This is a genomic window from Pedobacter westerhofensis (assembly GCF_900182595.1).
Classification (GTDB): Bacteria; Bacteroidota; Bacteroidia; order Sphingobacteriales; family Sphingobacteriaceae; genus Pedobacter; species Pedobacter westerhofensis.
In genome coordinates this window covers 284,956-298,205 of record NZ_FXTN01000001.1, presented here as the reverse complement: position 1 = coordinate 298,205, position 13,250 = coordinate 284,956, and the positions used below count along the sequence as shown (strand labels likewise).

At 45.0% G+C, this 13,250-nt stretch carries 11 protein-coding genes; 5 read left to right on the top strand and 6 right to left on the bottom strand.

Features of this window, described 5'->3' with window-relative positions:
• Positions 1-124: 124 nt before the first annotated feature.
• From FN831_RS01270 to FN831_RS01255, 4 genes are read right to left on the bottom strand one after another with little or no spacing between them, the layout of a single operon-like run.
• Positions 125-1,045 carry a DUF6268 family outer membrane beta-barrel protein gene (locus FN831_RS01270; protein ID WP_142526385.1) on the bottom strand — a complete coding sequence of 307 codons (921 nt, stop codon included), beginning with the start codon at positions 1,043-1,045 and terminating at the stop codon, positions 125-127.
• Between the two features lie 22 nt (positions 1,046-1,067).
• Positions 1,068-4,085, bottom strand: coding sequence for an efflux RND transporter permease subunit (locus FN831_RS01265; RefSeq protein ID WP_142526384.1), 3,018 nt, complete (start codon positions 4,083-4,085; stop codon positions 1,068-1,070).
• Positions 4,085-5,134, bottom strand: coding sequence for an efflux RND transporter periplasmic adaptor subunit (locus tag FN831_RS01260; protein ID WP_142526383.1), 1,050 nt, complete (start codon positions 5,132-5,134; stop codon positions 4,085-4,087). Before FN831_RS01260 ends, FN831_RS01265 begins: the two co-directional genes overlap by 1 nt.
• Positions 5,134-6,492, bottom strand: a complete 1,359-nt coding sequence (locus FN831_RS01255) for a TolC family protein (RefSeq protein WP_142526382.1) — start codon at positions 6,490-6,492, stop codon at positions 5,134-5,136. Before FN831_RS01255 ends, FN831_RS01260 begins: the two co-directional genes overlap by 1 nt.
• Before the next feature lie 310 nt (positions 6,493-6,802).
• Between FN831_RS01255 and FN831_RS01250 the strand changes: the two genes are divergently transcribed.
• From FN831_RS01250 to FN831_RS01235, 4 genes are all read left to right on the top strand, one after another.
• Positions 6,803-7,852: a sensor histidine kinase gene (locus FN831_RS01250; protein ID WP_142526381.1), complete on the top strand. Its 1,050-nt coding sequence runs from the start codon at positions 6,803-6,805 to the stop codon at positions 7,850-7,852.
• Between the two features lies 1 nt (position 7,853).
• Entirely contained in the window at positions 7,854-8,621 is a 768-nt protein-coding gene (locus FN831_RS01245; RefSeq protein WP_142526380.1) for a LytR/AlgR family response regulator transcription factor, read from the top strand.
• Between the two features lie 83 nt (positions 8,622-8,704).
• The gene (locus FN831_RS01240; RefSeq protein WP_142526379.1) at positions 8,705-9,604 is read left to right on the top strand and encodes a helix-turn-helix domain-containing protein; all 900 of its coding nucleotides are present in this window, start codon (positions 8,705-8,707) and stop codon (positions 9,602-9,604) included.
• Positions 9,605-9,685: 81 nt separating this feature from the next.
• Positions 9,686-10,516 carry an SDR family NAD(P)-dependent oxidoreductase gene (locus FN831_RS01235; protein WP_142526378.1) on the top strand — a complete coding sequence of 277 codons (831 nt, stop codon included), beginning with the start codon at positions 9,686-9,688 and terminating at the stop codon, positions 10,514-10,516.
• A 104-nt stretch (positions 10,517-10,620) separates the two neighbouring features.
• Here FN831_RS01235 and FN831_RS01230 read toward each other — a convergent pair whose 3' ends face one another.
• Positions 10,621-11,616 (bottom strand): SDR family NAD(P)-dependent oxidoreductase, encoded by a 996-nt coding sequence (locus FN831_RS01230; protein ID WP_142526377.1) that lies wholly within the window; start codon positions 11,614-11,616, stop codon positions 10,621-10,623.
• Positions 11,617-11,718: 102 nt separating this feature from the next.
• Between FN831_RS01230 and FN831_RS01225 the strand changes: the two genes are divergently transcribed.
• Complete coding sequence (locus FN831_RS01225; protein WP_142526376.1) at positions 11,719-12,075, top strand: winged helix-turn-helix transcriptional regulator; 357 nt, start codon at positions 11,719-11,721, stop codon at positions 12,073-12,075.
• Positions 12,076-12,128: 53 nt separating this feature from the next.
• Here the strand turns inward: FN831_RS01225 and FN831_RS01220 are convergent, their stop codons facing one another.
• Positions 12,129-13,172, bottom strand: a complete 1,044-nt coding sequence (locus tag FN831_RS01220) for a branched-chain amino acid aminotransferase (RefSeq protein ID WP_142526375.1) — start codon at positions 13,170-13,172, stop codon at positions 12,129-12,131.
• Positions 13,173-13,250: the final 78 nt, after the last annotated feature.

Below are 13,250 nucleotides of genomic sequence, written 5' to 3'. Positions count from 1 at the left end.
GCAGGAAATTTCATAGCAAAGCAGTCCCGTCATCAGGGAACATCGCGGTGCGGAACTTAGCGCATAGAGCTGGTCTATCCTGTTTTTTAAAGTCCGGTAATAATACCACATGGTCTTAACTGATTTATTTTTTACTGAAGATGCTGTACCTGATCCCAGCTGAATACAGCACTCCGGGTTTTTTGATCTCTACTGCCGGATCAGGCCGTTTCTTTCCTACCGGGATGGTCAGGATTGTCCAGGAATCCAGCATGGAGCCGCCAATATTGTTATACTGCCTGAAGTTTTGCGAAAAGGCATAACCTGCACTCACATTTACCGACCAGTTTTTGAAGATAAATCTTTCATAATACAATTTGCCGCTCCACTGGGAGGTTTGTATAAAGCTGCTGTTGTTGTAACGGCCAAGTCCGGTTTTGTCTGAAAGCCTGTAGCTGTTGGTTTGCCCTTTGATGCCAAAGGCCAGGAAATCTTTGTCGGAAAGAGAATACTCAATCCTGAAATCGCTGGGTATCTGGCCGTATAGATACCAGTTTTTTGATGGATGATAATCTATCGTGATATAAGGATTGATCTGGTGGCCAAAGAACTGGTTGGAGTAAGCTACCCCAAGTCCGTACAGGTACCTTGCATTTTTCCGGATCCTGTACTGGAAGCCAACTGTTCCCCGAAAATCTTCAATACTGATATCTTCAAAATCAGAATATACGCCCAGTTTACCAAAAATGCTTAAGGATTTTGAGCTGTCGAGCTTGTGGGTATAGGCTGCCTGAAAGGAAATGCTGTACAGCGAAGAATTGGCATCTCCGGGGAAATTGCTGAATTTGATGCTGCCAATTTCTGCTTTTCCTGAGAGGCTCGACGTTTGCTTTTTGAAAATAGGAAATGAGATGTCTGCATTAAAAATTTTTGCGCTTGCCGAAGTATCGCCCAGTTTTACGGGAATATAATCGTAATGTATATCTCCAATTGATTTGTGAGACTGTGCAATCGAAAGGGCAGGCAGCAGTATTAGAAAGGGCAGGGCCAGGGTTGGGATTTTCATATTATTGATTTAATGATGTGAATTATTTCATGATTAGTTTGTAGAGTACAGGTTCAACGAAGCGGGTAAGCAAAAGCGAGCTGAGCAGGCCGCCGATCATCACCAATGCCAGCGGAGAGAAAAAGTCCGACCGTTCGATCACCAGCGGGACAAGGGCAAATACTGCCGTCATCGTTGTTAAGAAAATCGGAGTAAACCGCTCTTCCGTTGCCAGTCTGATCGCCTCGTCCTTATCATGTCCGGCTGCCCGCATCTGATTGGTGAAATCAACAATAATGATTGTGTTTTTTACCTCCAGTCCGATCAGTGTGATGATACCCACAAAAGCGGTAAACGAAAAGGAATAACCGCCCAAATACAACGCAATGATGGCTCCCAGTACGCCCAGGGGGATGGCAGATGCTACAATCAGCGTGCCCCGCAGGCCCTTAAATGCAAGGATGAGCACCGCAATGATGCCGAATATGGCTACCGTAAGCGCCGAGCTTAAGCCCCCAAAGGATTCATTTCTTTTCTCTGCCTCGCCTCCTGCCTGATAGCTGAACCCGGGCGGGAAACTGATTTTATTTACCTGATCTACAGCCATGGCAGTTACCTTGCTGGTTAAAAAGCCGGTTTTGATATATCCTGTAATCGTGACACTGCGCCGTTTATCGTAATGCTGCAGTGATGAAGGCGCATTCTGCAGCTCGAAATTCGCCACCTGCAGCAGGGGTATCAGCCTGCCTGCGGCGGAGCTCACATAGATCTGTTTAAAAACATTAAAATTGTTTTTGGCTTCATTGCTGATCGTTAATACAATACTGAAATTGTTACCAAGATCATCTGTGAACTCCGATGCAGAGATGCCTGCAAAAGTTGTCCGGATTGTTTTGGTAACTTCTGCTATAGATACCCCCAGCGACAGCGCTTTTTCATGATTGATACTGATTTTGATTTCTGCCTTTTCCTGGCTCAGTGGATTATTGATATCTATGGTTCCCGGGGTATGCTTCAGCATATTTTCAACAGTTGAAGCGATGGATTTTAGTTTGGGAATATCGTCCCCAAAAAGCCTAATCTCTATGGGCGTGCCCACTCCGGGGCCCTGCATAAACTCATGGACCTGTATATCTGCCCCCGGATACCGGCTAAACTCTGTCCGCAGGCTGTCCAGAAAGGCAGGCATACGGTCTTTATCATATTCGCCCCTGGTAAAGCAGAGGATCTCTGCAGTATTGGCCTTCTGTCCCGACTGTGAAACATTATAATAGACCCTTGGATTTCCTTTTCCAACATTGGTAGCGTAAGACCTGATAAAATCCTTTTTCTTCAGCTTCTCCTCAATCCACAGGCAAACCTTATTGGTTTGGCCGATATTGCTTTCTACCGGCATCGCTATATCGATCAGGAACTGCGGCTTCTCAGAACCTGGAAAAAAGCTTACACCAACAACCCTGATCAGTAAAAAGCCGGCTGCTACCATAGCGAAAGCTACTGCGAGTGTAGATTTCGGCCATTTCATACAGAAAGTAAGCATGCGCATGAAAGGTCCCTCGTTAAACTTCATGATGGAACGGTAGAAGACGTTATCACCGATTTTTTCCTGCAGCAACCATTTTGACAACAGCGGAGTAAGCGTTACCGAAACCAGCAGCGATCCTGCCATGGTGTAAATTACTGCCAGCGGCATACTGCGGATAAAATCCCCTGTAGAACCCTGCAACGTTACCAGTGGCATAAAAGACAGCAGAATGCACACGGTGACGGTAATGATTGCCCTGATGAGCTGATTGGTCCCGTTTACAGCAGCTGCCTCACTGCTTTCTCCCTTGCGCAGCCTCGTTACAATGTTCTCCACCACAATAATAGAATCGTCTACCAATAATCCCAAGGCAATCACCAGTCCCACAATCGAGAATTGGTTTAATGAATATCCAGTCACATATAAAAGCCCGATCCCTATAAATATCGATGTGGGAATAGTAAACATCACTACGTAAGAAGCTCTTAATCCTAGTGGAAGCAGCGTAATGAGTACCAGCAGGATGGCGATGATAAAATCACGGTATAAATTATTGAGGCGGTGTGATACACTTAAACTCTGATCAAAAATTTTCTCTACCCGGATAGACTTGTGCTGATAAAATGGTTTGAGTTCCTGCTCTACCCGTTCAGTGGTGGTAAATATATTGGAGTCGTCCTGCTGCGTAGCCGATACGAATATTGCCCTGTCTCCATTATATCGGGCAAAGTAGTTGTTTTGTTCATAGCCCGAAGTCACAACAGCTATATTCTTCAAAAACACAATTTTACCATTTGTTGCTTTGATAATCGTGTTTTTTACCTGTTCTACGTTTTTGTAATCGCCTCCCAGCCTGATGTTATAGCGGTTGGCCGCAACGTCGATATACCCTCCGGGCAGGTTGATCGATTCACTCTTGATCGCATTGTTGATATCCGGCAGTGTAATATTGTTCACGGCCATTTTAGGCAGGTCGATATCAACTGTAATCTGCTGCTGAGGGTAGGCGTCGATCACCACATCCCGTATGCCTTTTACTTTCTGAATGGCGATCTGCATATTTTCTGCCATCAGCTGCATTTCGGCATAAGGTTTATCGTTGCTGACAATTGCATACTGCAATATATTTACAGTGCTGGTAGAGCCCTGCTCAACTTCTATACTTTTAATTCCTGCAGGAAGGTCTGGCTTTACTTTGTTTACTTCCCGCTGCACTTCATCAAACTTTTTGTCGACATCAACTTTTTGCAGGAACTTTACCCTGATCGCAGCCGAGCCATCATTGATCTGCGTCCTGATATATTCTATATCCTCCAGTGTGCCCAGCTGTAATTCCAGCGGGTTTACCACCAGTTGTTCAATATCCGAAGGTGTTGCGCCAGGATAGATGCAGGTGATGGTATACTGTGGCAGGGGAAAAATAGGATCTTCCGTTTTGGGCATTTGCTGAAAAGACTGTACTCCCCAGAACGCGATCAGCAGAAAAATACAGATGGTAAATTGCTTGTTCCGGATAAAAAACTGTGGAATGTTCATTACAATGCTGGGTTATAAATATTAACTTTCTGACCGGGTTCAACTTTGTTCTTCCCCGCGATGATTACAGAACTGCCTGCGGGTAAAGCAGTGTTCAGTACCACCTTGTCCTGGTTGATTTGTGAGAAACCTATCCGCTGTTTTCTTACTGTAGACCTGCCGGACACCAGGTATATTGTCCCCGAACCTGCCCTGATCCCGGAGAGGGCTTCCAGCGGCAGCGTAGTATAACTTGCAGCACTTGTCTGGGGGAGGACAACTTTGCCTGACAAACCATATACTACAGGTTCATTTCCGGGATCAAAGGAAATAAAGCAATCGTAGGTGAGGGTAGTAAGATCCGGCACATCTGCCATACGATAAACCGTTCCTTTGAAAGTCCTGCCCGGCAGGGCATCCAGCCCTATTTCGGTTTGCTGCTTCAGCTTTAGTTTGATGCGGTCTTTATCCGTTACATTAATTTTAAAGACCCAGTGCTGGCCTTCGTCATTTGATCCCAGTGTGAATACTACCGCACCCGACGATTTATACTCTCCGGGGCTCACCATTTTTTTAAGGATGATGCCCGAAGAACTGGTATATATAGAGGCCTGACTGAGGCTGTAGGCAATTGCATTGCGCTGTGCCTGCGATGTAGCCAAGGCAGTTTGTGTATTTTGTAGTTGTTCCTGGGTGACCAGGCTGTCGCTGATCAATGCCTTAAACCTGCCGATATCACGTTTATACTGGGCAATCTTAAGGTCTGACTGCTGCAGCTGGGCAGTGAGCTCAGCCGTATTCAGCCGCGCTAATAATTGTCCCTTCCGCACAAAATCGCCTTCAGAAACATAAACCTGTTCTACCGTTCCTCCGGTTTGGAATGACAGTTCTGACTGATCTACGGTAGTGATCATACCACTGGCAGCAAGGGTGTCGTTCAGTTTGCTTACCGTGGGATGTACGATGCGTACCAGAGGTATCGCCTGGATATTGGAATCATTATTTTTGCGTTTACAGGAGCTGAGCTCAGCCAGCGCGGCGAGCAGTGCTATGATGGTGATCATCTTCATTAGGGAATCAGTTTAAGAGTTTTTCCGGTTTGTTTTTGATAAGTGCTGATCTTGATTTGCAGGGTGTAATACCATTTGAGGCGGTCCATGTCTGCCTGCTGCAGGCTATATTCCGCGTCGAGCAGTTCCAGCAGGGTAGCTAAACCGGCCATAAATTTGCTGCGTACCGCTTCGTAATACACGGAAGCATTTTTGTATCCGCTGCTGACAGCGCCGTAATTGGCAAGCTGGGCAGCTACATCATGAAATGCAGAAAGCTCATCGGTGCGCAGCTGGTTCCTGGTATTCTGATACTGGGCGTTAAGGCTTCGTTCCTGGAACAGTGCCTGCCGGGACCGTGCCTGTGAAGCTCCGGAATTAAAAATGTTCCATTTAAATGATACCTCCAGGGCGCCATAAGGAAGTCTCCGGTTGCTGAAATCGATACTGTTTCCACTGATGCCGCCGGTGCCGGTAAACTGCAGTACAGGTAAGCTTTGGGCATTGACCTGTTTTTTCTGTAGTGTGGCAGATTTTGCTGCGCTTTCAATAGCAGTAAGATGATACCCGCTGATGGCGGTATCCCTGTCTGTTGCGATCCTGTAGGTCCTGGCAGGATCAAACAGATAAAACTGGTCTGTCAGTATTGTATCCCCGGGCAGCTTGTTGATCAGGAAGTTAAAGTAAAACTGAGCTTTAATACGGCTGTTTTCCATATCACTGAGCTGCGCTTCCACGCTGCTCAGGTTTGCTCTCGACTTATACAATGATTCTTTAGTGAGCCTTTGCTGGTTAAGCAGGCTTTGTATGCCGGCCAGGTTTTGCCGGGCATTTTTTACGCCCCGTTCTACCGCTTCTTTTAGCGAAACCGCCTGGAGATACTGGAAATAGGCAGTTCTGATCTCGGCTTCCAGTTCAATCCTGAAGTCTGCCAGCTGGCTTGCCGACGACCTGCTGTTTTCCTCTTTAATATCCCTGCTGTAAACCAGTTGCCTGTTATAAATATTTTGAGTGATCTGGAGCGCCGAGCTAAAATGATTGATACCAGGATAGTAGAGTTTTCCATTTTTGGAGCTGCTCATTAACAGTTGTTCCAGCAGGCTGGATGTATTGCCCGAGCCGCTTCCCAGGTCTATGGGCTGTCTGAAATTACGGGTATAGCCCCCGGTTATATCTACCGACGGGCCAAACATTTTTTTACTTTCTTTGAGCGCCCACACTGAAGCCTGGTAGTCGAAATTTAGTTTGTCGATATTGGCATTGCTTTTTAACCCCTGTTCGGCATAGCTGTTCAGGATCTGCTGCGCACGTCCGGGAATGGTACTTACTGAAAGAACAAGCAGCAGGGTGAATTTGATAAAATAGGACTTGATCATCATGGTGCAAACTTAGCCGCGCCTGATCTCCGCAGAAATGGATATGCACATGAAAGCACTGAATATCTGGTTGAAACAACTGAATGTTGTGATGAACGGATTGCCCGGAGAAGGGCGGCTTTAAGAGCCGGGAAGCATTATTTTTACAGCAGAGGTTGCTTTAACCCCAGGTTTAGACGCTTCATCATATGTGAAGGCGGTCTTATCGTTTAATCCTGATTTTGACGTTAATTATTGACGATGTTTACACTAGACAGGCAGGATATAGTTTTATCGCTTGTTAGGGTAAAGGATTCCCTGTAAATTTAGAGGTATGGCAACAGTTTTGAAGGCGAACAACAAAGGATTGAATGATAAATGGGTAAGGAGGATTGGCATCCCCCTTGTTGCCATCCTGCTCCTCATGTCGAGCGATATCATACCCGTGGTCATTTCGCCCAAAATGCTGATATATAAAATTTTCAGAAATATCTTTTATGTGTTTTGTTACTGGGAAAGCAACAGGATGATCGTTCTTTACATGCGCAGCAAGTATCCCGATCTGAAAGATACCAGCAAACGTATCGCTATGCACATCGTGGTTTTTGTGGTCTTCGTACTTGTTGCGGGTTTCCTGATCACAGTTATCAATGTCAATCTTCCTCAAACCAACCGTGATCCCTTTCTTTCTGAATATAAAGATATGGTGCTGAGAAGTGTACTGATTCTGGGGCTGGTGACGGTTATCTATGAATGTGCCTATTACTTTGGTTTATACGAACAAAGCCTGTATGAATCTGAACGGTTAAAAAAAGAATCGCTCATTTCACAACTGGAGCTGCTTAGAAATCAGATCAGTCCGCATTTCCTGTTCAACAGTCTCAATGCACTGATTACTCTTGTTCCGGAAGACCCTCAGCTTTCCGTTTTGTTTATCCAGCGGCTTTCCAATGTTTACCGGCATGTGCTAAACTACAATGGGAAGAACGTGATCAGCCTTGAAACCGAGAAAAATTTCTTGGATGATTATATTTTCCTTCATCAGATGCGCTTTGGCGAAAACCTGATGATCAGTTATCATCTGCCCGAAAAACTGGACCATCTGCAGGTGATTCCCTTTACCCTGCAGATGCTGGTAGAAAATGCAATCAAGCATAACATCATCTCTAAAAGAAAGCCCCTGGCCATCGATATCAGGGTAACCAAAAATTTTATTATTGTAAGCAACAACCTGCAGCGGAAAACCTCAGGGGTAGAATCTACCAACACAGGGCTCAGGAATATCGTCACCAGATACGAACTGCTCACCAATAAAATTGTGAATATACTGGCCACATCAACTGAATTTACTGTTTCACTTCCCCTAATTATCAGCCAGGAATAAAATGAAAATACTGATCATCGAAGACGAAGCGCTTGCTGCTAAAAGACTTACAAATTTGCTGCTGGATTACGATCCGGCAATGACTATCCTGGATACGATTGACAGCGTGGAGGATGCGGTTTTCTGGTTTAAGGAAAATACTGCGCCCGACCTGATTTTTATGGATATCATGCTGGCAGATGGCCAGTCTTTCGAAATATTTGAACACGTAGAACTCAGGGCACCGGTGATATTTACGACTGCATTTGACGAATTTGCCATACAGGCTTTTAAAGTGAACAGCATTGATTACCTGCTCAAACCTGTTGAACCGCAACTGCTGGAGGGGGCACTGCGGAAATTTCAGTCCATGGCGCCTGCACCCGATAACTTCAGGGCAATTATGGAATCACTGCTGATTTCAGGCAGGGGCCCGGTAGTAAAGCCGCAATACCGAAACCGGTTCCTGATCCGCCAGGGTGATAAATTCATCCCCGTATCTGTCGCAGATGCTGCCCATTTCAGTTTTGAGGATAAACTTTCCTTCCTGAATTCCTTTGCCAACAAGCGCTATATGCTGGATTATACCCTGGACGAACTGGATAAAATGCTTGATCCTGAAGTGTTCTTCCGTTTAAACCGGCAGTATATTACATCTTTTTCGGCTGTAAGATCGGTTCATAATTACTTTAACGGCAAGCTGAAGGTATATGTGGAGCCGGATGTTCCGGGAGGTGTGATCGTGAGTAAAAACCGGGCCAATCAGTTTAAGCACTGGCTTAACAGGTAGGCTGGCACTGCTCAGATAGAATTGCTGAGAAAATCGTTGGATGTTTGAGCAAAAAGTTTCAATTTTGCAAATCACATCGCGCTATGGCAAAGACAACAGAATCACTGGAACAGTTTTACAGGGAGAAATATGGCAGCTCATCAGAAGATTTGCAAAATGGCACCGGACAATTTAATGTTTTCAGGATTGAAGACCGTATTCGTACAGGCAGCACTTCAGCAACCTTTATTCGCAGGGATTTCTTTAAGATCATGCTTTTTCAGGGAGAAAATGTATTCCATTACGGCGACAAAAGTATCCCTGTAAATGGCAATACACTGCTGTTCTTTAATCCGCAGGTGCCATATACCTACGATCCGCTGACTGCTGGTACCACAGGTTATTTCTGTGTGTTCAAGGATGAGTTTTTTAAAGAAAACCTGCGTTTAAACCTATATGACCTTCCCTTGTTTGCGGCGGGCTCGCAGCCTGTATTTGGGCTGGATGAAACCAATACGCTGGAAGTGCGGAGCCTCTTTGAAAAAGTCATCCGGGAATTTAATACAGATTACATCTATAAGTATGAGCTGATCAGGAATTACATCAGCGAAATGATTTATCTGGCCCTGAAAATCCAGCCTGTCAGCAGTACATATAAACATCCGGATGCGGCCTTAAGGATCACTTCTGTTTTTACAGAATTACTTGAACGTCAGTTCCCGATAGAATCGGCCTCGCAGCGTTTTGAGATGCGTTCTCCCAAAGTTATGGCAGACAAGCTCTCCATCCATGTCAATTACCTTAACCGTGCAATAAAGAAAACTACCGGACGTACTACCACTGATTTGATTTTTGAGCGGCTGACTTCAGAAGCAAAGGCATTGTTAAAGCATACAGACTGGAACATCGCAGAAATCAGCTATGCCCTGGGCTTCGACGATCAGGCGCATTTCAATAACTTTTTTAAGAAGCAAACCAGCATGAGCCCTTCAGTATTCAGATAGGTTTGAATTTTGCAAATAATGGTTTGTATGCAACAAAAATAGCGTGTGCCTTTACCGTAATTTTGTTTCAAAGATAAAGTTATGAGCAATACAAAAATTTGGTATATCACAGGTGCATCCAAAGGGATGGGCTTGTCACTTGTAAAACAACTGCTGGCAAAGGGCCACAGTGTTGCAGCAACGTCGAGATCTGTAAATGCCTTTGAAGAGTTTAAAGCGATTAGCGACAGGTTCCTGCCATTGGAAGTAGATCTGAAAAGCGAGCAGTCTGTTGCTGCATCTATCCAAAAAACAATAGAGAAATTCGGACGTCTCGACGTTGTTGTCAATAATGCAGGTTATGGATTGGGCGGGGCATTGGAAGAATTGACCACAGCGGAAATTGATGAAAATTTTCAGGTTAACTTCTTCTCAGCCGTACGGGTGATCCAGCAGGCTTTACCCTATATGAGACCGGCACGTTCAGGGCATATCATCAATATTTCTTCGATCGCTGGTTTTGCGCCCGGTATGGGATGGCCAATGTACTGCGCGGCAAAATTTGCACTGAGCGGTCTGAGCGAAGCACTGGCCAATGATCTTAAACCATTGGGCATATCTGTCACCAACGTGATACCGGGATGGTTCAGGACCAGTTTCGCCAAAGCAGATTCTATCGCGTATAACCAGAATCAAATAGAGGACTATGCCTATTTAAGGGAATCTCATCAAAAGATGAATAATATGGACGGTGCACAACTGGGTGATCCGGACAAGATTGCAGATGTATTCCTGAAATTAGTGGAGAGCGCAAACCCTGCTGTTAACCTGTTTATGGGCAGTGATGCATTTGAACGTGGAGAAACTAAAATCGGGCAATTACAGGGGGAGATGGATGCCTGGAAAGAAATCTCCTGTTCCACTGATTTTTAAGCTGAACTGATCACGCGGTGATATCATCCGCTTTGTAGATTACGTTTAAAACAGGGGCCTGTACTCGATAGAGCTGGCCCCTGTTTACATATGGTCTGCAGATATTACGCTATATTAAAGGTAATTCCTGTTAGCTCTTCGGTCAGCTGCCACAATTTCTTTGCGCTGGCTTCTTTCAGGGCATAGGGGTTGACGCCATCGGATGCTGATTCATCTTCCGCTAATTTAGCGATATCCACATCTTCAAGATAAACGCCGCCCAAATCATTTAATGCAGCACTTGTAGCCGCCCAGATTGTTGTAGCTGCACCCTGCGGAATAGTCTTAAGTGAATCAATCACATCCTGGACCAAGTCTCCCTTTTCATCATAAAAGCCAAAGCGCTGTAATATTTCCAGGGGTGCCTCCCTGGTGAGCTCTGTTCCCCAGATATTTCCCGGATGTAATGAAAATGCCCGTACGCCGAAGGCTTTAGCACGGTTGTCCAGTTCAAGAGAAAACAAATTCAAAGCTGTTTTTGATTGCCCATATGCTGCTAATGTTTGATACTCATGATTTGTGAAATTTGGATCCTCAAAATTGAAAGGCGCGAAGTGGTGCCCCATGGAAGAAACATTGACCACTCTTGCGCCATTCGCTTTTTTTAAGGGTTCCCATAATCTGGCTGTAAGCCTGAACACTGCCAGATAATTGGTTGCAAGTTGCGATTCGTTCCCTCTCGCATCACGGCGTAATGGCACGAACATAATTCCTGCATTGTCAATCAGCAGATGTAATGGCCGCCCCGACGCCAAAAATTTTTCTGCAAAGCTGTCAATTGAAAGGGGATCGATCAGGTCCAGTTCCTCTATTTCAACGCGGGCGATATCTTTCAGGTTTTTCCTGGCTTTATCTGTATCCCGTGCAGGTACGATAACTGTGGCTCCTGCCTGAGATAGTGTTTTTACAGTTTCTTGCCCGATGCCTGTGCTGCCACCGGTAACGATCGCTATCTTTCCGGTAAGGTCAATTCCTTTGATTACATCACTTGTGGTAGATGCTGCGCTGAACCCCGAACCAATTGGTTGCTGCAACGCTCCTTCATAATTATTTTGTGCCATCTTTTTATTGTCTTTGTATGGGCAGTAAAGTTAGATACAAAAAGATATTTTAGTAACTTTGTTTCGAAAAGTAACAGTAACCTTGAAGTAACGAAGTAACATATGGAGTGCAAACCGAATTTTGAAATAGACCGCAAAAAAGAAATGATGGCGGTCCACGACGCGATGGACGTACTGAACGGGAAATGGAAAATTTATATTATTTCATCCGTGTGCCATTACAACAGAAGGAGATTCTCCGATATTCTGAATGATGTACCAGGTATATCCAACAAAATGTTGAGCAAAGAATTAAAAGAGCTGGAAATCAACAAACTAATTGAGCGCACAGTGTTGGATACACATCCCGTGACCGTTCATTATGAGCTTACGAAACATGGCAGGACCCTGCAGACCATCATTCATAATCTGACGGACTGGGGTTTAGAACACCGAAAGGAAATTACAGGGAGAAGTTAACGCTCAGCTTTCCTGTAAGCCTTCCGGTATCTGATGTCAAGGACGGCAGTTTGTTAACGGTTGGCTGGAACAATGGTATTCCAGTTGTGCTGATCCGCAATATCGCCCCTGCGAATGGCTTCCAATTGATCCCTTAACTTTATGCTCAGGCTGTTTTCATCTGTAGCAGGCAGTGTATAATCCTTTCCCAGTATATTGATTACAGAAATGCTGCTGATCACAGCGGCGGTACCTGCGCCAAATGCTTCTGTCAGGCTCCCGTCTGCTGACGCGGCAATCAGTTCATGAAAGCTGATTTTTCGCTGCTGAACGCGATACCCTAAATCCTGCGCTACTTGAATCAATGAACTGCGGGTTACCCCATCCAGTATTGTTCCTGACAGGGCAGGAGTTACCAGGGTATCATTGATCACAAACATGACATTCATGGTTCCGGATTCTTCTATAAACTCATGATTTTTACTGTCTGTCCACAGTAGCTGGTCATACCCATCTTGTTTTGCAAGAAAGGTGGGGTACAAGGCTGCAGCGTAATTACCTGCACATTTTACAGCCCCTGTACCACCCTCAGCTGCACGGGTATATTCGGTCTCGACCTTTACTTTTACCGGTTTGCCGTAAAGTGCGGCCACGGGGCCGGTGAAAATAATAAAAGCGTAGGTATCTGATACCTTAACCCCAAAAGATTCATCCGTAGCAAACACAAAAGGCCTGATGTATAAAGAAGATCCGTTTTCAGCGGGGACGCTTGATTCATCAAGTGCTACCAGTTCTTTGATTCCATTTGCAAAATAGTCGTAGGAAAGCGGTGGAATACACATTCTTTCCATAGTACGGTTAAACCTTTCATGGTGTTTCTTCATGCGGAACACAGATACATTTCCATCTTTCATGCGAAACGCCTTCATCCCTTCAAAAACGCTTTGTCCATAATGCAATGCCAGGTTGGTAGGTGCAATGTTTATATTTTGATAAGGCATAATTTCGGGTGTTTGCCATTGTCCGCCGCTATAGCGGCCTATAAACATGTGCGGTGATAACTGGGTTCCGAAGGTAGTTGTGGGTTTGGTTGCTGTGCTGCTTTCTGTTGCTATCATAAATAAAATTTTACAGGGTGCTTTTCTGTAAAATTAGGGAATTGAGAACAATGGTTACAGATACAGTTAGGTGTTTTT

Excerpts from the sequence above, each read along its gene's own strand:
- FN831_RS01270 (WP_142526385.1), bottom strand. The coding sequence starts at position 1,045 with ATGAAAATCCCAACCCTGGCCCTGCCCTTTCTAATACTGCTGCCTGCC.
- FN831_RS01265 (WP_142526384.1), bottom strand. The coding sequence starts at position 4,085 with ATGAACATTCCACAGTTTTTTATCCGGAACAAGCAATTTACCATCTGT.
- FN831_RS01260 (WP_142526383.1), bottom strand. The coding sequence starts at position 5,134 with ATGAAGATGATCACCATCATAGCACTGCTCGCCGCGCTGGCTGAGCTC.
- FN831_RS01255 (WP_142526382.1), bottom strand. The coding sequence starts at position 6,492 with ATGATGATCAAGTCCTATTTTATCAAATTCACCCTGCTGCTTGTTCTT.
- FN831_RS01250 (WP_142526381.1), top strand. The coding sequence starts at position 6,803 with ATGGCAACAGTTTTGAAGGCGAACAACAAAGGATTGAATGATAAATGG.
- FN831_RS01245 (WP_142526380.1), top strand. The coding sequence starts at position 7,854 with ATGAAAATACTGATCATCGAAGACGAAGCGCTTGCTGCTAAAAGACTT.
- FN831_RS01240 (WP_142526379.1), top strand. The coding sequence starts at position 8,705 with ATGGCAAAGACAACAGAATCACTGGAACAGTTTTACAGGGAGAAATAT.
- FN831_RS01235 (WP_142526378.1), top strand. The coding sequence starts at position 9,686 with ATGAGCAATACAAAAATTTGGTATATCACAGGTGCATCCAAAGGGATG.
- FN831_RS01230 (WP_142526377.1), bottom strand. The coding sequence starts at position 11,616 with ATGGCACAAAATAATTATGAAGGAGCGTTGCAGCAACCAATTGGTTCG.
- FN831_RS01225 (WP_142526376.1), top strand. The coding sequence starts at position 11,719 with ATGGAGTGCAAACCGAATTTTGAAATAGACCGCAAAAAAGAAATGATG.
- FN831_RS01220 (WP_142526375.1), bottom strand. The coding sequence starts at position 13,172 with ATGATAGCAACAGAAAGCAGCACAGCAACCAAACCCACAACTACCTTC.